Source organism: Streptomyces sp. CB01580 (assembly GCF_001905795.1).
Classification (GTDB): Bacteria; Actinomycetota; Actinomycetes; order Streptomycetales; family Streptomycetaceae; genus Streptomyces.
This window is the reverse complement of the sequence record NZ_LIXJ01000012.1, coordinates 184,543-203,977: the sequence shown is the minus strand read 5'-3', so window position 1 is coordinate 203,977 and position 19,435 is coordinate 184,543. Positions and strand designations below refer to the sequence as shown.

Here is a 19,435-nt window from a genome sequence, read left to right as displayed (position 1 = left end):
CGAGCCCGGGAGCACACGTCCTCCACAGCCCGCCCACCGCGTCGCGCGACGCCCCCGTACCGGCGCGCACGACGGCCCCGCGCCCGTTCCGCGCGCCCCGGCTCAGACCTCCGCGCAGGCTCCGCACCGGCTCCCGGGGGCGCCCCCGCGGGCACCCGCCGGGGCGGTCGGCGGGGCGGTCGGCGGCACTCCTGTCCGCGCTTCCGTCCGCACGGACAACAATCCCGCCATACGGACGTCTGCCCCTTAACGGTAGGGATGCGGCGAACTACGCTGGGTTCACTGAGGTTCTCGGCAGGAGGCATATTCCTCGGGGCTCCGCCACATGCGTGTGCGGCCGGAGTGCCGAGGGTCGTCCCTGGGGAGGACACGGTACGAATGCCGCGCGCCGCAACGGTGACGCGGCGGCCGTCTGTGTGTCGAGGGGTGACGCATGTCCAGGGAGCAACGAGGACCGAACGAGAAGCTCGGAACCGTTCTCGCCCTCGCGGGAATCAGCAACGCCGGACTCGCCCGGCGGGTCAACGACCTGGGGGCGCAGCGCGGTCTGACGCTCCGGTACGACAAGACCTCGGTGGCCCGGTGGGTCTCCAAGGGCATGGTGCCGCAGGGGGCCGCGCCCCATCTCATCGCGGCGGCGATCGGCGCCAAGCTCGGCCGTCCGGTCCCGCTGCACGAGATCGGACTCGCGGACGCCGATCCGGCTCCGGAGGTCGGGCTGGCCTTCCCTCGCGACGTGGCCGAAGCGGTCCGTTCCGCGACCGAGCTGTACCGGCTGGATCTGGCCGGGCGCCGGGCGGGCAGTGGCGGTATCTGGCAGTCACTCGCGGGTTCGTTCTCGGTGAGCGCGTACGCGACCCCCGCGTCCCGCTGGCTGATATCCCCCGCCGACCCGTCGGTGGAGCGGGATGCGAACGCCGCCCGGGCGGCCGTTCTCGGCCCCCAGGGAGCAGAGGGCGCACACACCGGCGCGGGGGCGCACGGCGCTGCGGGCGCGGCGGCCGGGGGCACCGACACGGAAGCGACCGCCGAGTCCGCCACCACGTCCTCCACCGGACCGGCCGCCGATACGGCTGGAACGACCGATTCCGCGGGTTCGGCGGGTTCGGCGGGTTCGGCCGGGGCTTCCGGGGCGCGGGGGCGGCCGGGGGTACCGGCCGCGACCGGTACGCGCCCGGCAGCCGGGGCGCAGGCGACAGGCCGCCCGGGTCCGGGAACCCCGCGCGCGACGTCCATCCCCGCCCAGCCCGGCCCGCAGAACGCGTCCGCATCCAGGACCGCGCCCCCCGCCGCCTCCGCCAGGGCCGTCAGGAGCGACCGGGCCGCGAAGGGTGCTCCGGCGCCGTCGGCCGGGCCCCGGCACAACGGCGCCGGCACGAGCGCGACCACGGGCACCGGCACGGGCACGGCCCCGGTCGCGCCCCCCGTCACAAGTGACATATCCCCCCTGCGGGTCGGCCACAGCGATGTCGCCAAGCTGCGCGAGGCGGCCCAGGACGCCCGCCGGTGGGACTCCAAGTACGGGGGCGGGGACTGGCGTTCCTCCATGGTTCCCGAGTGCTTACGGGTCGACGCGGCCCCCCTGCTCCTCGGCTCGTACAGCGACGAGGTGGGCCGGGCCCTCTTCGGCGCGGCGGCCGAGCTGACCCGGCTCGCCGGCTGGATGGCCTTCGACACCGGCCAGCAGGAGGCCGCCCAGCGCTACTACATCCAGGCACTCAGACTCGCGCGGGCCGCGGCCGACGTCCCCCTCGGGGGATACGTCCTCGCGTCGATGTCGTTGCAGGCGACCTACCGCGGGTTCGCCGACGAGGGGGTCGATCTGGCCCAGGCGGCCGTCGAGCGCAACCGGGGACTCGCCACGGCCCGCACCATGAGCTTCTTCCGCCTGGTGGAGGCCCGCGCCCACGCCAAGGCGAACGACGCGCCGGCCGCCGGGGCCGCGCTGAAGGCCGCCGAGGGCTGGCTGGAGCGCTCCCGGGACGGCGACGCGGACCCGTCGTGGCTGGGCTTCTACTCGTACGACAGGTTCGCGGCCGACGCCGCGGAGTGCCACCTCGATCTGAAGGCGCCCCGGCAGGTGCGGCGCTTCACCGAGCAGGCGTTGTCCCGGCCCACCGAGGAGTTCGTCCGCTCGCACGGACTGCGGCTCGTGGTCTCGGCGGTGGCCGAGCTGGAGTCGGGGAACCTCGACGCGGCCTGCGCGGCCGGGACGCGCGCGGTGGAGGTGGCGGGCCGCATCTCCTCCGCCAGGACCACGGAGTACGTACGGGACCTGCTGCACCGGCTCGAACCGTACGGGCACGAGCCACGCGTCGCCGAGCTGCGCGAACGGGCCCGGCCGCTGCTGGTGGCACCCGCCTGACCGGCCCGCCGTCCCGGCCGCCGCTCCGCCCGGCCGTCGCCCCGCGTGCTCCGCACGTTCCGCATGACCGGGGTGGCGGCCGGACACGCGCGAACGTCCGCGTACCGCGTCCCCGCACCGATCTCCCATATCCGCCGTTCCCGGCCGGCGTTGCTGGCCGGCGTTGCTGGCCGGCGTTGCTGGCCGGCGTTGCTGGCCGGCGTTGCTGGTCGAGACTGCTTGAACAGGCGCTCGACGAAAGAATGAGCGACGAAAGTACGCGCCACGCTGGTCCCACTGGTTTGAGTGCGGTGTCAGTGGGTCAGTGCACTATCGGGGTGGGAGGTGGCGTGGTGATGACGCACGCGGCGTACGACTGCGACGTGCTGGTGATCGGCGGCGGGATCGTCGGCCTGTCGACGGCGTACGCCCTCACGCGCACCGCTCCCGGCACCCGGGTGACGGTGCTGGAGAAGGAGTCCGGCCCCGCCCGTCACCAGACCGGGCGCAACAGCGGCGTGATCCACAGCGGCATCTACTACCCTCCCGGCTCGCTCAAGGCCCGCTACGCGGTGCGCGGTGCCGCCGAGATGGTCGAGTTCTGCGCCGAGCACGGCATCGCGCACGCGGTGACCGGCAAGCTGATCGTCGCGACCGAGCGGTCCGAGCTGCCTCGGCTGCACGCGTTGGTCCAGCGCGGACGGCAGCACGGGCTACCTGTGCGCGAGCTGGGGCCGGCCCAGATCGCCGCGTACGAACCCGATGTGCGCGGGCTCGCCGCGATCCGCGTCGGGACGACCGGGGTGTGCGACTTCCCGGCGGTGGCGGCACGGTTCGCCACCGAGGTGGTCGCCGCGGGCGGCGTGATCCGTCACGGCTCGGAGGTCGTCTCGGTCGACCGGCGCCCCTGGGGCGTGGCGGTGCGCACGGCGGACGGCGCGGTGGTGCGGGCCCGGGTGCTGGTCAACTGCGCCGGGCTGCACTGCGACCGGGTGGCGCGGCTCGCGGGCGACGAGCCGGGGATGCGGATCGTGCCGTTCCGGGGGGAGTACTACGAGCTGACGCGGCCGGAGCTGGTGCGCGGTCTGGTCTACCCGGTGCCCGACCCGGCGTTCCCGTTCCTCGGCGTGCATCTGACCCGCGGCCACGACGGCGGTGTACACGTCGGTCCGAACGCGGTGCCGGCGCTGGCCCGCGAGGGATATGCGTGGCCCGTCGTGCGCCCCCGCGAGCTGGCGGACGCCCTGACCTGGCCGGGCACCTGGCGGATCGCGCGCAGACACTGGCGGTACGGGGCGGGCGAGGTGCGCCGCTCGTTGTCGAAGCACGCGTTCACGGCGGCGGTGCGACGACTGCTGCCCGATGTCACGGAGGCCGATCTGCGGCCCGCCCCGGCCGGGGTCAGGGCCCAGGCGGTGCTGCGCGACGGCACCCTGGTGGACGACTTCCTGATCCGCGAGGCCCCGCACACCGTCCACGTGCTGAACGCCCCGTCGCCCGCCGCGACGGCCTCCCTGCCCATCGGGCGGGAGGTGGCACGCAGGGCGCTGCTCCAGGCGCGGGAGACGGGGTGGAAGCCGCCCGCCGTAGAATCGGGTCATTGTGTCTGAGCCCTTGAACCCCTCCGCGACCCCTCCCGCAGACCTCACCGCGGGCCCCTCGGGGGCGCCCTCGTCCCCCGCAGCCGGGACCTCCGCCGAGGCCACCTCCGGGACCTCCGCCGCAGAGGCCGCCTCCGCGACCCGTGTTTCCGGAGCCCCCGCCGAAACCTCCGCCGGAGCCGCCCCGTCCCAGACCCCCTCCGGGACCGGCTCCGGGATTCCGGACGATCTGCGCGCCGCGTCCTTCGAGCGCCAGCGCCGGCTGCGCCAGGAGCCGCGCTTCCCCGGCGGGCCCGCCGTCGACCCGGCCGGATCGCACCACGAGCGCCGCATCCGCAGCTTCCAGCCGCGCCGGAGCCGGGTCACGCCCGGCCAGGAGGACGCCCTGATGCGGCTCTGGCCCGCGTGGGGCCTGGACATCGACGGGCAGCGGGTCCTCGACCTGCCCGAGCTGTTCGACGGGCTCCCGGTCGTGCTGGAGATCGGGTTCGGCATGGGCGAGGCCACCGCGCAGATGGCCGCGGACGATCCGGGGACGGGCATTCTCGCCGTCGACGTCCACACCCCCGGCCAGGGCAATCTGCTCGGCCTCGCGGAGCGGAACGGCCTGTCCAACATCCGTGTCGCCAACGGCGACGCGATCATCCTGCTGCGCGAGATGCTGAAGCCGGACTCGCTGGACGGGCTGCGGGTGTACTTCCCCGATCCGTGGCCCAAGAAGCGTCATCACAAGCGTCGGCTGATCCAGCCGGAATTCCTCGACCTGGCGGCCCAGCGGCTGAGGCCGGGCGCCCTGGTCCACTGCGCGACCGACTGGGAGCCGTACGCGGAGCAGATGCTGGAGGTGCTGACCGCGCACCCCCTCTTCGAAAACACCCTGCCGGAGGGCGGCTACGCGCCACGGCCCGCGTTCCGGCCGCTGACCCGCTTCGAGGGCCAGGGACTCGACAAGGGCCACGTCGTGCACGACCTGCTCTTCACTCGCCGCTGATCCGTCGCCGAACCCGCCCGACCCCACCGCCGAGCCCGCCGCAGATGGTGCCTCCCCCGACCACCGCCGAGGTCCGGCGAAGGGCCGCCACTGGCCATTCCCCGTGGCCGGTGTCGGTACCGCTCGTTAGGGTCATGGGGTGGTATACGAAGGGTCTGTCCAGCAGCGGCAGCCGCATCCGGCCGTCCCGGTGCTCGAGGAGCAGCGGGTCGGCGAGATCCTGGCCGCCGTGCCGGAGCGACGGCACTGGAGGTACCGGCCGCGGCGCGTCGGCATGGTGTGGCGCAGCAGGACGTTCCGCGTCGCGGCCGTGTGCACGGTGCTCGCGGTGTGCGCTCTGGCGATCCTGGCCCTGGTCCGCGACCAGACGGGCACCGAGGGCTTCCTCGTAGGTCTCGGCCTCGCGGTGCTGCCCGTGCCACTCCTGATGGCGGCGTTCCGCTGGCTGGACCGGGTCGACCCCGCGCCCTGGCGGAACCTGTTGTTCGCCCTGGCCTGGGGCGCGTTCGCGGCCGCCCTGATCGCGATCCTCGCGAACTCGTTCGCGACCCGTTGGATAGCCACGACCACCGCCGACCCGACGAACGCGGACAACCTCGGTGCGACGGTCATAGCACCGGTCGTCGAGGAGAGCGCCAAGGCCGTCGCGATCCTGCTGGTCTTCCTGTTCCGAAGACGTGAGTTCAGCGGAATCGTCGACGGCGTCGTGATCGCCGGTTTCACCGCGAGCGGTTTCGCCTTCACCGAGAACATCCTCTATCTGGGCAACGCCTTCGGGGAGGACCAGCAGGCCGGGGCCTCGGGCGTCGCCTCGATGACCGCCGCGACGTTCTTCGTGCGGGCGGTGATGTCCCCGTTCGCACACCCGCTCTTCACGATCCTGACGGGGACGGGCTTCGGTCTCGCCGCCGCCAGTGCCCGCAACCGGCGGTTCCGCCGCATCGCGCTGCCGCTGCTGGGGCTCGTCCTCGCCATGGGCATGCACGCGTTGTGGAACGGGTCGGCCTCCTTCTTCGGACCACTCGCCTTCTACGCCGTGTACGCGGTGTTCATGGTTCCGCTCTTCGGCGTGTTGACCTGGCTGGTGATCTGGGCACGCCGACGCGAGCTGCGCGCACTCGCCGCAGAGCTGCCCGGCTACGCGGCGGCCGGCTGGCTGACCCCCGCCGAACCACTCGCCCTCGCCTCCATGCGGGCCCGCGGCCTGGCCCGCGACGCGGCCCGCCGGCACCACTCCTTCGACGCCGGGGCCGGCTGGGGCAACCCGTACGGCCCAGGCCACTCACCGGGCCATGCACCGGGCACCGGAGCGGTGCACGGTCCGGGCCACGGAGCGGTGGCCCCGGTCGGCGCACCGGTCCAGGCCCTGCCCCCGGTGCAGGCCGTGGCGCAGGCGCAGGGCGGGGCGCCCCGCAAGGAGCGCCGCAAGGCTCAGGCCCAGGCCAAGGCCCGGGGCAAGGCCGCCGCCCGTACCGTCGCCGAGTACGAGTCGTTCGCGATGTCACTGGCCTCGCTCCGCCGCCAGGCCCGCCTCGGGACGGCAGGCCCCGACTTCGCGGCTCGTGAACTGGAGCTGTTGCACCACCTCTGGCAGCGCAGGGACGTGGCCGCTCCCGCCCTCGCCTATGCCGCGCAGGCGGCGGGCCTCCTACGCCCCTACCCGTTCCCACCCGCCCCGGTCCCGTACTGGCCGGCGCCGGCCCCGGCCGCGTTCCCGCCGCCGCACCAGGCGTACGGCGGCTACAACCCGTACCGGCTGCCGCCCCGGTAGCCCCGGGCGCGCGCCGCGGACGCGCGAACGCCCCGGGAACGCGACGCTTCCGGGGCGTTCGTGGACAGGGGCGGTTCGACGGAGCGACCGGAGCGCGGCCAAACCCGAGCACGATCCGCCGCCGGAACCGGAACAGTCCGCCACCCCGTCCGCCGGTCGGCCTGCCGGGGGCTGCCCTGCCCGCCGGTGGCGTCCGTCAGGCGGACGCCTCGGTGAGGTCGGCCAGCTCCCCCTCGGTCAGCCGGAGGTCGGCCACGGCCGTCAGGGCGGGCAGCTGCTCGACCGTACGGGCCGAGGCGATCGGCGCGACGACGGTCGGCCGGGACGCGAGCCAGGCCAGCGCCACGGTCGCGATCTGTGCGTCATGGGCCTGGGCGACCCGGTCCAGGGCGGCGAGGACGTTCCGCCCCCGCTCCGACTCCAGGTGCTTCCCCGCGCTCTCCGCACGCGCGCTCTCCACCGGGGCGCCCGGGCGGTACTTGCCGGTGAGGAATCCGGAGGCCAGGGCGTAGTACGGGACGGCGGCGAGCCCGGCCCGCGCGGCCGTGTCCTGGAGCGCGCCCTCGTAGGTGTCGCGGGAGACGAGGTTGTAGTGCGGCTGCAGGGCGACGTATCGGGCCAGCCCCTCGCGCTCGGAGAAGTCCAGGGACGCCCGGAGCCGCTCGGGGCTGATGTTGGACGCGCCGATCTCGCGCACCTTGCCGGCCCTCACCAGCTCGTCGAGGGTGGTGATGATCTCCTCGACCGGCACGGTCTCGTCGTCGAAGTGCGTGTAGTAGAGGTCGATGTGGTCCCTGCCGAGCCTGCGCAGCGACTCTTCCGCCGCCGCCTTGACGGTGGCGGCGGAGAGGCCCTTGTAGGAGGGGTGGGCGCCGACCTTGGTGGCGACGACGACGTCGGACCGGCCGGGCCGGGACGCGAGCCACTTGCCGATGACGGTCTCCGACTCGCCGCCCTCGTTCCCCGGCACCCAGGCGGAGTAGGCGTCGGCGGTGTCGACGAAGTTGCCGCCCGCCTCCGTGTAGGCGTCGAGCACGGCGAACGACTGCGCCTCGTCGGCCGTCCAGCCGAAGACATTGCCGCCGAGGGCGAGCGGGAACACCTGAAGATCGGAAGAGCCCAGTTTGCGAAGGGAAGTCATGAATCGATCAACGTGTTCCCGCCAGAACGGTATTCCGCGCATCCATCGTTCGGCGGACGGCCGTTCGGTGTTGTCCGCGCCGTCCGCCTGCGCATCGTTGTCCGCCCGCGCGACGCCGACGCGGGTGCCTCAGATGTTGAGGCCCTTGCTCCGCAGCCAGCCCATCGGGTCCACGCCCGTGCCGTCGGCGGTGTGGATCTCCAGGTGGAGGTGGGGACCCGTCACGTTGCCGGTCGCGCCGACCCGGCCGATGGTGTCCCCGGTGGAGACCTTCTGACCGACCCCGACGCCGATCGAGGACTGGTGGCAGTACCAGACCTCCGTACCGTCCTCCAGCTCCAGCACCGTGCGGTAGCCGTACGAGCCGGACCAGCCCGCCGACTTGATGGTGCCGCCGTGAACGGCCTTGACGGGGGTGCCCGTCGGCGCCGCGAAGTCGAGGCCGGTGTGGTGACCGGAGGACCACATCGTGCCGGCCTGGCCGTACGTCGAGGTGATCGTGTACGAGGTGGTCGGGACGGCGTAGCTGGCGGCGAGCTTGGCGAGCCGCAGGGCCTCGGCCTTCTTCTTCGCCTCCTCCTTCGCCTTCTCCTCCGCCTTCTTCTTCTCGGCGGCGGCCTTGGCCTCGGCGGCGTCCTGCTGCTTCTTGGCCTCGGCCGCGGCCTTCTCCGCCGCGGCCTTCTCCTGGGCCTCCCTGGCCTCCGCGGCGGCGGCGGCCTGCTGCTGCTCGGCCTGCTGGAGGATGCGGGCGCGCAGCGCCTCGCCCGCGTCGGTCGTGCCCTGCTCGGCCTCGGCGGTGGTGATGCCCGCGGTGGTGAGCGGGGCGGTGGCGGGCGCGGCCCCGTCGTCCTCGGACTTGTCGGAGAGGAGGGCGCCCACGCCAGGAAGGGACTTGGCGTCGGGCAGGTTGTCCGCGATGGAGTCGGGAAGGGAGATGGACACCGGCGGCTTGCCCTGCGCGGAGGCCATGCCGCCCGCGCCGACCGCCGCGATGACGCCGACCCCGAGCACCGCGGAACTGCGGGCGAGTCCGTTGCGCTGCTTGGCGACCCGGTGCTTGCCGCGTACGGGGCGGACGGTCTCCTCGGTGGGGTTCCACTCGTCCCAGCCGCGCTCACCGTCGACACCGAAGTCGGCGCCGGGCAGGGTCGCGGTGGCGGTCATGTCCGGTCCGATGCCGTGGTCCATGCGATCCGCGGTGCCGGACACCGTCGTCATCCCGGCCGTTCCGTAGTCGGAGCCGTAGCCGGGGCCCGCGCCGTAACCGGGGCCGAAGTCGGTGCCGAACTCGGAACCGTACGCGGAGTCGAGCCGGGCAGGGGCCTCGGGGGCAGGCTTGTTGGACGCCACGGGGGCGCACTCCTTTCCTTCCTTCTCGCCTACCGGGTTAGCTGACGGGTTCGGAGCAGGAAGGTCTCCTACGGACACCGCGTCTCTCACGAGACCCGGATGTCCGATTCACCCCAGGGTGGTGGTTCCCCGGTTCCCTTTCGGGATTCGGCGCTGGCGCACGGTGCCGCCTCTGACGACGGCTGGGACGACCGCGCTGCGTTATCGAACGTTAATAGACACCGGGCCCTGATTCCAAGCCGCTCCCACTGATCGTTCACGTCTTTGGCCTGGACTTTACTGGACATCTCGGGGCGTATTCAGACGACTTGATCGAGTCTCAGTCAATACCGTGTAACTGACGTTGCGTCAAATGTTATGCGGAGCGGCGTCTTTCGATTACGTACGGTGGCACCCGGGTCCGCTCGGGCACACCCGGCCGCCCGGACGGACATCCACGGCCTCACGGGCGCACCGGACCGAACCCCTCGCAGCCTTCTCGCACACGCCCGACCGCCCGGACGCCCCGGCCCCTCCCGCACACGCCCGGCCGCCCCGGACCGTCCGTCATGCCGGGTCCGGCCCCACGATCCGGACGGTCCTGCGCCGCTCCGGCTGCCCCTCCGCGGGGCGCACGACCGCGAGCAGGGCCATGTCGTCGGTCGACTCGCCCCCCGTGTGCAGCCGTACGTCGTCGGTCAGCGCGGACAGCAGCTCGTCCGGCCCGGGAAAGATCCGCCCGCGCAGCCGGGCCGCCGGATCGTAGAAGTCCCCCTGGGCGCTCCGCGCCTCGGAGAGGCCGTCGGTGTAGAGGAGCAGCGTCACCCCCGGCCGCAGATCCCACTCGTCCGTCCGGTCGGGCCACGCGCCCAGGTCCATCCCGAGCGGCAGCGCGGACATCGAGGGCGCCAGCACGTCCAGCGCCCCGTCCGGGTACAGCAGGATCGGCTCGGGGTGGCCGCGGTTGACGATCCGGACCCGGGACAGGCCGGCCGGGATCTCGGCCAGCACTGCGGTGGTGAAGCCCTCGACGATGTCGGGCCCGCCCCGGCGCGCCCTCCTCTCCCGCACCAGCGCCCGCTCCAGCCGACGCGCCACACCCTCCAGCGAGCGCTCCTGTTCGGCCGCCTCCCGGAACGCCCCGATGACCACGGCGACCGTCTCCACGGCGTCGAGCCCCTTCCCCCGTACGTCACCGACCACCAGCCGCACCCCGTACGGGGTGTCCGTCACCGCGAACAGGTCACCGCCGACGAACTCGTCGGCCTGCGCGGCCTCGTACCGCGCCGCCACATGGAGCCCGCCGATCCGGTCGAACGGCTTCGGCAGCACCGCCCGCATGGCCCGCTCCGCGATGACCCGCGCGGAGGCCAGCTGCTCGTTGCTCCGCCACACGACCCGGTTGATCACCACCGCGAGCACCGAGACGGTCGCCAGTGTGAGCAGCTCGATCAGCGCCACGGCCGTCGGCAGCGATTCGGTGGCCAGCCGGAGCGCGATGACGGCCAGCATCGAGGCGATGCCGGTGCGCACGGTGCTGGACAACGAGAAGAACGGCGCGGCGATCAGCGGCGCCGCGACAAACAGCGGGATGGCGGTGAAGACCGGCGGGGTGAGCAGGCCGAACAGCAGCCCGCCGACGATCATCAGGGTCGGCAGCATGCGCACGAACCGACGGGCACCGGCGCCGCCGGCAACCCCTCCGGCGTGCCCGCCCCCGGCATGTCCGCCGCGCCGCTTCAGCCGCTTCCACACCTGTGGTCTCCTGCCCGGTACACGCACGGCTGCGGACGGTACCGCGCCCCGCCCCAGGCTCACCGGAGCTCAGCCGCGCGGCGACTCCGCATCGCCCAACAGAGGTACACGCGTGGCACACCTCACACGCCACCCACGCACCTCGTGCCATCCAGCGACGGCACGAAAAAACCCCGGGCCCGGCACGCTGTACGCGCCGGGCCCGGGTCTTCAGTAGCGGGGACAGGATTTGAACCTGCGACCTCTGGGTTATGAGCCCAGCGAGCTACCGAGCTGCTCCACCCCGCGTCGGTGAACACAACTCTACGCCATGTCCGGCGCGCTCGTGACCACCCCGAGGTGACAGGCGGGATCGAATATGCGGTGATATGACTGATTTACCCACCAATGGGTCGATGCGATGGGACAGCGGCGACCGGGAGCGACCGTGGACAACTATCCCTTGCTCAATCTCTTCTGGACCATGCTCTGGTTCTTCCTCTGGATCATGTGGCTCTTCCTGCTGTTCAAGGTCGTCACGGACATCTTCCGCAGCGACGACCTGGGCGGCTGGGGCAAGGCCGGCTGGCTGATCGTGGCACTGCTGCTGCCGTACATCGGCGTGCTGCTGTACGTGATCGTGCGCGGCAGGTCCATGGGCGGACGGGACATCGAGGCGGCGCGGGAACGCGAGGCAGCCTTCAAGGCATACGTACGCGAAGCCGCCGGGGGCGAGCCGAAGCACGGCAGCCATGTGGACGACCTGGCGAGACTCGCCGAACTGAAGGACCGGAACGCCCTTACGGACGAGGAGTACCAGCGGGCGAAGACGAAACTTCTGGCCTGAACCGAGGCGCCCCCTCAACCGAGACGCCCACGCCCGGACCGGGCCACCACGGAGCCGTGAAGCCGGAAAGTTCGGAGAACCCGGGAGATCGGGAGAACTCAGGAGGTTCGGAGACCGGGAAGCCCGCGGACCGCGAGGCCGAGGCACGGTGGGCGGGAGGTCCTGAAACGGATTCGGCCCCGACCGGATGTACTCCGAGCCGGGGCTGAGAGGGTAGGCCGTGTGGGACTCGAACCCACAACCAACGGATTAAAAGTCCGCTGCTCTGCCAATTGAGCTAACGGCCCTCGCCGAACCACCCCTGAGCATAGCCCGCCGCGGCCCGGCCGCCGATCGGGTATCGGCAGCCGGGCCCCGTCGTGGCGGGATCGCCCCCGTCGTGGCGGGATCGAGGGGGTGGGGACGGGGGTGGGAACGGGGTGGGTCAGAAGGCACCCTTGTACCCCTGCCGGCTCTTGGCGATCTTCGTGCGCGAGCCGAAGGAGCCCTTACCGTTGGCGTTGCCGTCGTAGCGGTAGAGCGGGCCCTCCTTGCGGCGGGCCGGCACGTCGCCGTGTCCGTCGCCGTCGAGGTCACCGCGCCGACGATCTTCGTGAACGCGCCGCCCACAGGACCTGTCCCCGCACGGAGGCGGCGGCGATGGACCGGGGCGTCCATATGTTCGCCGAGCGGTGCTCGGAGACGGCGTCGACGTACTGCTTGCCGGTCGAGGCCGCTTCGTGGACGAGAAGCGTCCCGTGGCGTCGACGAACCGGCCGCCCGTCACGGCGGCTTCGGCGGCGGAGTGGTAGCTGTTCCCCGTCAGCCGGATCTGGGCGCGTTCCTGACCGTCGTTCACGAAGAACCGGCCCACGTGGCCGTTGCCGGTGGCGCGCAGCGGCACGCGGTCACCGGCGTCGCACGGGACCCGCTCGGCCTGTGCGCCGTTCGCGTGGAGCCCCCTCCCCGCCCCCGGCAGCGCCCCTCCTCCTGCCCCGAGTCGCCGGATCCTGACAGCGGTTGCGCATGCGGGGAAAGCGAAAAGAAAGGCGGGCCCGCTCATGAAGAGCGGGCCCGCCTTCCGGAGAACTCCGGTCGATGCGGCGGACCTTCAGCGGTCCGCCTCATCGTTCAGCGCGTTCAGCACAGCCGACGCGTTCGGCGCGTTCAGCCGTTGCGCTTCCAGCGCGGCTTGTCGTCGCGGCGGCCGAAGGAACCGGCGCCGCGGTGGTCGTCGCGCCGGCCGTACGGACGGTCGCCGCCGGACCGGAAGCCGCCCGAGGGACGGTCGTCGCGACGGTCCCGGTTGAACGGGCGGTCGCTGCCGCCCGAGCGGAAGCCGCCGGAGGGACGCTCGTCGCGACGGTCCCGGTTGAACGACGGGCGGTCGTTGTCACGGCGGTCGAAGGAAGGACGGTCGTTGTCACGACGCTCGAACGAGCGGCCACCGCGGTCGTCGCGACGGTCGTGGGAGCGGTAGCCGCCCGACGGACGGTCGTCACGACGGTCGCGGCCGAAGGACGGACGGTCGTTGTCACGACGGAAACCACCCGACGAACGGTCGTCACGACGCTGGAAACCACGGTCACCGCCACGGTCGTCACGCCGGTCGCGGCCGAAGGACGGACGGTCGTTGTCACGACGGAAACCACCCGACGAACGGTCGTCACGACGCTGGAAACCACGGTCGCCACCGCGGTCGTCACGCCGGTCGCGGTACCCGCCGCGGTCGCCGCCCCGGTTGTCCCGGCGCTCGAAGTTGCCACGCTCGTCGCGACGGTCGTCCCGCGCCGTGGGCTGCTCCGGTACGGAGACGGCGGCCTCGATCGCGGCCTCGGCCTCCGCGGCGGCCTCGGCGATCGCGGTCTCGGGGTCCTCACCCCGCTCGCGCGCGGCCCGCGCGACCAGGCGGTCCGCCTCCTCGCGCAGCTCGCCGGCGCGGCGCTGGACGCGCTCCAGCTGCTTGGTCAGCTCGACGACCTCGCGCTCGGCCTGCTTGGCGGCGTTGTTCGCGGAATCGGCCTGGACCTCGGTCAGCGAACGGGCGCCGGTGATCTCGGCAACCTCCGAGTCGAAGGCACCCGCGCCGCCCACGATGTGGCGCGAAGCCTCGACGCCCGCGTCCTCCATGAGCCGGAAGATCTGGCGGCGCTGGTGCGGCAGCGCCAGCGAGACGACGACACCGGACTTGCCGGCCCGGGCCGTACGGCCCGAACGGTGCAGGTAGTCCTTGTGGTCACCGGCCGGGTCCACGTTCAGCACCAGGTCGATGCCGTCGACGTGGATGCCGCGGGCGGCGACGTCGGTCGCGACGAGCGCGTTGACGTAACCGTCCTTGAAGTCGGCGAGCACGCGGGTACGGGCGCCCTGCGTCATGCCGCCGTGGAGGGCGTCCGCCTTGACGCCCGCCGCGACGAGCTGCTCGGCGATGCGGTCGGCGCCCAGCTGGGTGCGGACGAAGATGATGGTGCGGCCCTTGCGGGCGGCGATGGCGGAGGTGACCGGCGCCTTGTCCTTCGGCTTCACGACGAGGACGTGGTGCGTCATGGTCGTGACGTTGCCCTGGGCGCTGTCGACCTCGTGGCTCACCGGGTTGTCCAGGTAGCGCTGGACCAGGGTGCCGATCTCGTTCTCCATCGTCGCGGAGAAGAGCATGCGCTGGCCGCCGGCCGGGACCTGGTCGAGCAGCTCGGTGACCTCGGGCAGGAAGCCCAGGTCGGACATCTGGTCGGCCTCGTCGAGGACGGCGACCTGGACGTTCTCCAGGGAGCAGGCACCCCGGTTGATGATGTCGCGCAGTCGGCCCGGGGTGGCGACGAGGATGTCGACGCCGCGCTCCAGGGCGTAGATCTGGTTGCCCATCGACGTACCGCCGCAGACGACCTTCATCCGCAGCCCGAGCACGTCGCCGTACGGCTGGAGCGCGTCCGCGACCTGCATCGCGAGCTCACGGGTCGGGGTGAGGATGACCGCGCGGGGCTTCTTCTTCTCCGTGTGGCCGTCGGCCAGCGCGGCCAGCGTCGGCAGACCGAAGGAGAGGGTCTTGCCGGAACCGGTGCGTCCGCGGCCCAGGATGTCCTTGCCGGCCAGGGCGTCCGGGATGGTCGCGGCCTGGATCGGGAAGGGCGTGGTCACGCCGTTCTGCGCGAGCTTGCGGACGATGCCCTCGGGCAGGCCCAGGTCGGCGAAGGTGACGGTCGACCCGGCCTCGTCGGCGGAGTCGTCGTCGGCCCGCTGCGCGCGGGAGTCGGCGGCTTCCTCGACGAGCCCTTCGCCGCTCTCGACGAACTCGTCGGCGTCGGCGAACTCCTCGTCAGCGACGTTCTCGACGTCCTGGATGTTCTCGACGCTCTCGGGCATGACGGTGCGGTCAGAACTGGAAATTGACATGCGAAATGCGAAACCTTCCGGAGTCTCGGCACGCGCCCGTAACTCCGTGATTCGCAATTTCGACCGCCTCAATGCGGTCCAGCCACGGCAAGGGAGAGTACGCGCCACACGGCGCGCTTCTGTTTCGGCGCCGGGCAATGGGATCAAACGATCTACCACCATACGCACTCACCCCCACATCACGCAAACCGCCCTCCCTCCGCCCCCGCCGCGCCTCCTCGCTCCCGGCCGCCCACTCCCCCGGAACGGCGGCTTCTCCGGGACATCCGCCCCTTCGGGACGCCCCGGCTACGCCGGTTCCTCCTGGGCCGCGGCCTCCGGCGTCCGCGCCTGCGCCGCCTCGCTCGGCAGGCTCATCGCGTAGGCGCGGAGCTCGACCGCCGAGGAGGCGGACGGCTGCGGCGCCGGCTCCGAGGGCTCCGGTCGGGGCGAGGCAGGCGGCTCGGGGGCCGGCGGCTCGGACGGCGACGGCGTGGGCTCGGGCCGCTGCGGCACCTCGGAGCCCGGCTGCGAGGGCTCGGGCTCCGGCTGTCCGCCGCCCCGCCCCGGCGCCGGAGCGCCCGGCTCGGCCGGTGCGCCCGCCTCCTCGCTCCGCTCCGCCCTGGGCCGGGCACCCGGCGACCCCGAAGGGGCGGCGGAACCGCTCGGCCGCGCGGACTCGGCCGCCTCCCGCTCGGAGTGCGCCTCGGCGCGCCCGCCCTTGGTACGGGAGCCGCCCGTGCCGGACACCGTGTCGCCGTCCGGCTCGGCCGCGCTCCCCTTCGGATCGGACGAGGGCTTCGACGGCGGCTTGCCCCCGTCGTCGCCGATGCTCATGCAGCCGGTGGACGTGGCGACCGTCACCGCGATGACGGCCGCCCAACGGGCGGAAGGGGACAACTGGCGCACGGGCGGTACCTCCGGAGGTGCGGGGAGAGGCGAGAAGGAGGAGACACGGAAGAAGAAGCGGGACGGGGAGGGAAGAAGGCCGAGGAGGAAGAGGAGGAAGAGGAAGGAGGCACGGGCCGAGCGGCACGACCGGAGCCCCGGCCCCGCGCCCAACGTGCCCAACTCCCGTTGCCCCGCCGGGGACACGCCTCTCACCCCGCCCACGTGCCTCTCGCACGTCACCCGCACCGCACGCGTGTTTCACCGGTGCCCCGCGCGCATTCACCGCCTGCCCGCCGTGCCGCGACCACTCGCGACGCGCACCCACCGCACGCAACACACCCCGGACCACCTCGACGCGCGCCCGCACGCGCTCGTCCGTACGCACCACGCACCGCGCGTACTGCTGTGACCGGGAAGGTTTGCCGGGTGGCTCGCGGCGTCCGGTGCGGTGCATCGCAAGGCGGAGCATCGTCCGCGTACTGGACGTACGCGGGTGATGCGACAACACCGCGAGGTGCCGTGCCGGGCGTCGCGAGCCGGTGAACCTTCCCGGTCACAGCAGTACGCCCGCATGCGCGACGCGGTACGCCTCGGCGCGCCCGGCGGACACTCTCTCGGCGGACACGCACCCGGCGGACGCGTGCTCACCCGTAACCGAGCGCGTGCAGCCTCTCGTCGTCGATGCCGAAGTGATGGGCGATCTCGTGGACGACCGTGATCTCGGTCTCCGCGACCACGTCGTCACGCGACTCGCACATCCGCAGCGTCGGCCCGCGATAGATCGTGATCCGGTCCGGCAGCACTCCCGCGTACCACTCGCCGCGCTCGGTGAGCGGCGTGCCCTCGTACAGTCCGAGCAGTTCCGGATCGGCCGGGTCCGGTTCGTCCTCGACGAACACCGCGACGTTGTCCATCAGCCGCGTCAGCTCCGGCGGGATCCGGTCCAGGGCCTCGGCGACCAGTTCCTCGAACTCCTCGCGCGTCATCTCCAGCACGCCGCCATTCTCCCGGTTCTCCTGTACGGCCGCCCACCGCGCCCCGGACGGACGACAGCACGCGACGACGACATGCGGCGGCGGACGACGGCGGCGGACGACGGACGAGGTCAGCGGCCGTCCACCGCCGGACCGCTGCCACGCCTATTCGGTTTGGCCGACGCCGAAACGCCGTAGTACAGTCTGCGTCGTGCCCAAGGGCGCCGGTCAGGGCTTGACCGTTCTGAGATCCCGGAGATCACCTGCCGAAGATCGAAGAAGAAGCGGAACCCCTTGGGGTGAAGCAGCAGTGCCAGTCGTTAGGCCCTCATCGTCTAGTGGCCCAGGACGCCGCCCTTTCAAGGCGGTAGCACGGGTTCGAATCCCGTTGGGGGCACGCACAACCTTGTGCGACACTTAGTCGCACAACAGCTTGGTCCTGTGGAGCAGTTTGGAGTGCTCGCCACCCTGTCAAGGTGGAGGCCGCGGGTTCAAATCCCGTCAGGACCGCTGCAGCTCCTGTGAGCTGCGTGGCTGGGTAGCTCAGTTGGTACGAGCGATCGCCTGAAAAGCGATAGGTCGCCGGTTCGATCCCGGCCCCAGCCACCACCCGAAGGCCCCGTCCGATGGACGGGGCCTTCGCCGTGTCACGCCTCTTCGTGGTCGGCCGCGTTCATGCCGCCCGGTCCGGTCCCACCTCCCTGTCCGGCCTCGTCGGCCGGTCCCGTCCCGCCGGCCGTACGTCGGCCGCGCCGGACCCGTACCGCCAGGATCAGCAGCACCACCACGACCACGGCGACCAGGGCCGACCCGTCCGACACCCGTTCCCCGGCGCGCTGGGCCCACTGCTCGACGGCGAACGACTGGTCCACGCCCAGCAGCCCGGGCAGCGCGGTCGTCCCGTCGTACACCAGGAACAGCACGCCGAGACCGATGAAGAAGAGCCCGGACAGCAGCGTCGTGGTGTGCAGTTCGAAACGGCCGAGCCGGAAGGCGCGGCCACGCAGCCAGGCCCGGCGGCCCAGCTCGAACCGCTCCCAGAGCAGGGCGAGCAGGAAGAGCGGGACCGCCATGCCGAGGGCGTAGACGGCGAGCAGCAGCCCGCCGTAGACCGGGCTGCCGCTGACCGCCGCCACGGTGAGGACGCTGCCGAGGATCGGTCCCGCACAGAAACCGGCCAGTCCGTATACGGCGCCCAGCGCGTACACCGAAACGGCGGTGGTCGGACGGATCCGGCCGCTGAGCTCGGCGATCCGGCGCGAGGCGAAGCCCAGGCCGACGATCTGCGCGACACCGAGCGCGATGATCAGCCATCCGGCGCCGAGGACGAGCGCGTCGCGGTGGCCGTAGAAGAGCCGTCCGGCGTACGAGCCCGCGGCACCGAGCGGGACCAGGGTGGTGGCGAGCCCTGCGTAGAAGATGCCGGTGCGGGCCAGCAGCCGCGAGGCGGAATCGATGGAGTACGCGAAGAAGGCCGGCAGCAGCAGGGCGCTGCACGGACTGACCAGGGCGAGCAGCCCGCCGAGGAAGGCCGCGAAGTAGCCGATGTCGGCCGTCATTCCGTGCCGCTTCCGGTGCTGTCGGTCCCGGTGCTCCCGGGTCGGGGCGTGGAGGCGCGGGCCTTCTCGGCCGCCGCCTCGATGACCTGGACGAAGGTCTCCGTCGGCTGGGCCCCGGCGATCGGACGGCCGTTGACCAGGAACGACGGGGTGGAGGTCGCGCCGATCCCGTACCCCTGCTCCTGGTCCTTGCTCACTGCCTCGGAGGCGGCCGGGCTGTCCGCGTCGCGCGCGAACCGTTCGAGGTCGGGGACTCCGGCCTGCTGGGCGAGGGCCTTCAGCCGGGCCTTGCCGAACCCCTTCTCCAGAGCCCCCTCGGCGTACGCGGCGCTGTGGAACTGCCAGAAGCGGCCCTGTTGCCCGGCGGCCCAGGCCGCGCGGGCGGCAGCCTCGGACTCGGCTCCGAAGATCGGGAAGTTGCGCCACTCGATGCGCAGCGTGCCGTTGTCGACGTACTTCTTCACCAGGGCGGGTTCGGTGTCGCGGGCGAACTTGCCGCAGTAGCCGCACTTGAAGTCGGCGTACTCGACGAGGACGACGGGCGCGTCCGCCCGGCCCAGCGCAAGCCGGTCGTCGGCGTCGCGCCGGGCGAGCTTCTCCAGCTCCGGGTAGACCTCGGTGTCCGGGTCCGTGGTGACGTCGGCGGCCGACGAGGACGAAGAGGACTTGGAGTGGTCGGGGGCGGTGGCCCGGTAGGAGACAAAGCCGAGCGCCGCGGCGGCGATCACGACCGCGGCCCCGTAGAGCAGCGGCTTCCTGGACGACGACGTGCGCGACGACTTGGCTCCGGACCGGGGAGCGGATTTGGACGCGGGCTTGGGCTTCGGCTTGGAATTCGAACTGGACGTGGACATGCAGAACTCCGTACGGGTGGCGTGGAAGGAGAACGAGGACGGCGGGCGGGG

General features: G+C 72.5%; 14 protein-coding genes, 5 tRNA genes and 1 riboswitch. Of the genes, 8 read left to right on the top strand and 11 right to left on the bottom strand.

Annotated features, from left to right (window positions below):
• The first annotated feature begins 433 nt into the window (after nucleotides 1–433).
• The 4 genes from AMK22_RS37620 to AMK22_RS19465 all read left to right on the top strand — a co-directional run bounded on the left by AMK22_RS37620 (nucleotide 434) and on the right by AMK22_RS19465 (nucleotide 6,707).
• On the top strand, nucleotides 434–2,365 hold the full coding sequence (locus tag AMK22_RS37620) for a sporulation protein (protein ID WP_079186276.1): 1,932 nt from the start codon (nucleotides 434–436) through the stop codon (nucleotides 2,363–2,365).
• A gap of 332 nt (nucleotides 2,366–2,697) precedes the next feature.
• Complete coding sequence (lhgO, locus tag AMK22_RS19475) at nucleotides 2,698–3,954, top strand: L-2-hydroxyglutarate oxidase (protein WP_073786670.1); 1,257 nt, start codon at nucleotides 2,698–2,700, stop codon at nucleotides 3,952–3,954.
• Nucleotides 3,947–4,936, top strand: a complete 990-nt coding sequence (gene trmB, locus AMK22_RS19470; protein ID WP_242434050.1) for a tRNA (guanosine(46)-N7)-methyltransferase TrmB — start codon at nucleotides 3,947–3,949, stop codon at nucleotides 4,934–4,936. Before lhgO ends, trmB begins: the two co-directional genes overlap by 8 nt.
• A gap of 190 nt (nucleotides 4,937–5,126) precedes the next feature.
• Complete coding sequence (locus AMK22_RS19465; protein ID WP_079186275.1) at nucleotides 5,127–6,707, top strand: PrsW family intramembrane metalloprotease; 1,581 nt, start codon at nucleotides 5,127–5,129, stop codon at nucleotides 6,705–6,707.
• A 196-nt stretch (nucleotides 6,708–6,903) separates the two neighbouring features.
• Here AMK22_RS19465 and AMK22_RS19460 read toward each other — a convergent pair whose 3' ends face one another.
• The 4 genes from AMK22_RS19460 to AMK22_RS19445 form a co-directional block, all read right to left on the bottom strand.
• On the bottom strand, nucleotides 6,904–7,848 hold the full coding sequence (locus AMK22_RS19460) for an aldo/keto reductase (protein WP_073786665.1): 945 nt from the start codon (nucleotides 7,846–7,848) through the stop codon (nucleotides 6,904–6,906).
• A gap of 129 nt (nucleotides 7,849–7,977) precedes the next feature.
• Entirely contained in the window at nucleotides 7,978–9,012 is a 1,035-nt protein-coding gene (locus tag AMK22_RS19455) for a M23 family metallopeptidase (RefSeq protein ID WP_073786725.1), read from the bottom strand.
• Between the two features lie 197 nt (nucleotides 9,013–9,209).
• Nucleotides 9,210–9,361, bottom strand: a riboswitch (cyclic di-AMP (ydaO/yuaA leader).
• Nucleotides 9,362–9,744: 383 nt separating this feature from the next.
• Nucleotides 9,745–10,920: a PP2C family protein-serine/threonine phosphatase gene (locus AMK22_RS19450; RefSeq protein WP_073786723.1), complete on the bottom strand. Its 1,176-nt coding sequence runs from the start codon at nucleotides 10,918–10,920 to the stop codon at nucleotides 9,745–9,747.
• 226 nt (nucleotides 10,921–11,146) lie between these two features.
• Nucleotides 11,147–11,220, bottom strand: a tRNA-Met gene (locus tag AMK22_RS19445).
• Between the two features lie 139 nt (nucleotides 11,221–11,359).
• Here AMK22_RS19445 and AMK22_RS19440 point away from each other — a divergent pair.
• Nucleotides 11,360–11,758, top strand: coding sequence for an SHOCT domain-containing protein (locus tag AMK22_RS19440; RefSeq protein ID WP_073786663.1), 399 nt, complete (start codon nucleotides 11,360–11,362; stop codon nucleotides 11,756–11,758).
• Nucleotides 11,759–11,972: 214 nt separating this feature from the next.
• On the opposite strand, the gene AMK22_RS19435 is transcribed toward AMK22_RS19440, so the two are convergent.
• The 5 genes from AMK22_RS19435 to AMK22_RS19420 all read right to left on the bottom strand — a co-directional run bounded on the left by AMK22_RS19435 (nucleotide 11,973) and on the right by AMK22_RS19420 (nucleotide 16,992).
• Nucleotides 11,973–12,045, bottom strand: a tRNA-Lys gene (locus tag AMK22_RS19435).
• Nucleotides 12,046–12,182: 137 nt separating this feature from the next.
• The gene (locus tag AMK22_RS41820) at nucleotides 12,183–12,305 is read right to left on the bottom strand and encodes a hypothetical protein (RefSeq protein ID WP_274535430.1); all 123 of its coding nucleotides are present in this window, start codon (nucleotides 12,303–12,305) and stop codon (nucleotides 12,183–12,185) included.
• Between the two features lie 599 nt (nucleotides 12,306–12,904).
• Entirely contained in the window at nucleotides 12,905–15,097 is a 2,193-nt protein-coding gene (locus AMK22_RS19430; protein WP_073786661.1) for a DEAD/DEAH box helicase, read from the bottom strand.
• 318 nt (nucleotides 15,098–15,415) lie between these two features.
• Nucleotides 15,416–16,015, bottom strand: a complete 600-nt coding sequence (locus tag AMK22_RS19425) for a hypothetical protein (RefSeq protein ID WP_073786721.1) — start codon at nucleotides 16,013–16,015, stop codon at nucleotides 15,416–15,418.
• Between the two features lie 626 nt (nucleotides 16,016–16,641).
• On the bottom strand, nucleotides 16,642–16,992 hold the full coding sequence (locus AMK22_RS19420; RefSeq protein WP_199883269.1) for a metallopeptidase family protein: 351 nt from the start codon (nucleotides 16,990–16,992) through the stop codon (nucleotides 16,642–16,644).
• Between the two features lie 303 nt (nucleotides 16,993–17,295).
• On the opposite strand from AMK22_RS19420, the gene AMK22_RS19415 reads away from it, so the two are divergent.
• From AMK22_RS19415 to AMK22_RS19405, 3 genes are all read left to right on the top strand, one after another.
• Nucleotides 17,296–17,368: transfer RNA gene (locus AMK22_RS19415), tRNA-Glu, on the top strand.
• A 38-nt stretch (nucleotides 17,369–17,406) separates the two neighbouring features.
• Nucleotides 17,407–17,481, top strand: a tRNA-Asp gene (locus tag AMK22_RS19410).
• Nucleotides 17,482–17,503: 22 nt separating this feature from the next.
• Nucleotides 17,504–17,580 (top strand) — tRNA-Phe (locus tag AMK22_RS19405).
• 38 nt (nucleotides 17,581–17,618) lie between these two features.
• Here the strand turns inward: AMK22_RS19405 and AMK22_RS19400 are convergent.
• Together AMK22_RS19400 and AMK22_RS19395 are read right to left on the bottom strand one after the other, a co-directional pair.
• Nucleotides 17,619–18,530, bottom strand: coding sequence for a cytochrome c biogenesis CcdA family protein (locus tag AMK22_RS19400; RefSeq protein ID WP_073786659.1), 912 nt, complete (start codon nucleotides 18,528–18,530; stop codon nucleotides 17,619–17,621).
• The gene (locus AMK22_RS19395) at nucleotides 18,527–19,384 is read right to left on the bottom strand and encodes a DsbA family protein (RefSeq protein WP_073786657.1); all 858 of its coding nucleotides are present in this window, start codon (nucleotides 19,382–19,384) and stop codon (nucleotides 18,527–18,529) included. Before AMK22_RS19395 ends, AMK22_RS19400 begins: the two co-directional genes overlap by 4 nt.
• Nucleotides 19,385–19,435: the final 51 nt, after the last annotated feature.

Coding starts and splice junctions, on each gene's coding strand:
- AMK22_RS19455 (WP_073786725.1), bottom strand. CDS start 9,012: ATGACCGCCACCGCGACCCTGCCCGGCGCCGACTTCGGTGTCGACGGT.
- AMK22_RS19460 (WP_073786665.1), bottom strand. CDS start 7,848: ATGACTTCCCTTCGCAAACTGGGCTCTTCCGATCTTCAGGTGTTCCCG.
- AMK22_RS19430 (WP_073786661.1), bottom strand. CDS start 15,097: ATGCCCGAGAGCGTCGAGAACATCCAGGACGTCGAGAACGTCGCTGAC.
- AMK22_RS37620 (WP_079186276.1), top strand. CDS start 434: ATGTCCAGGGAGCAACGAGGACCGAACGAGAAGCTCGGAACCGTTCTC.
- AMK22_RS19395 (WP_073786657.1), bottom strand. CDS start 19,384: ATGTCCACGTCCAGTTCGAATTCCAAGCCGAAGCCCAAGCCCGCGTCC.
- AMK22_RS19400 (WP_073786659.1), bottom strand. CDS start 18,530: ATGACGGCCGACATCGGCTACTTCGCGGCCTTCCTCGGCGGGCTGCTC.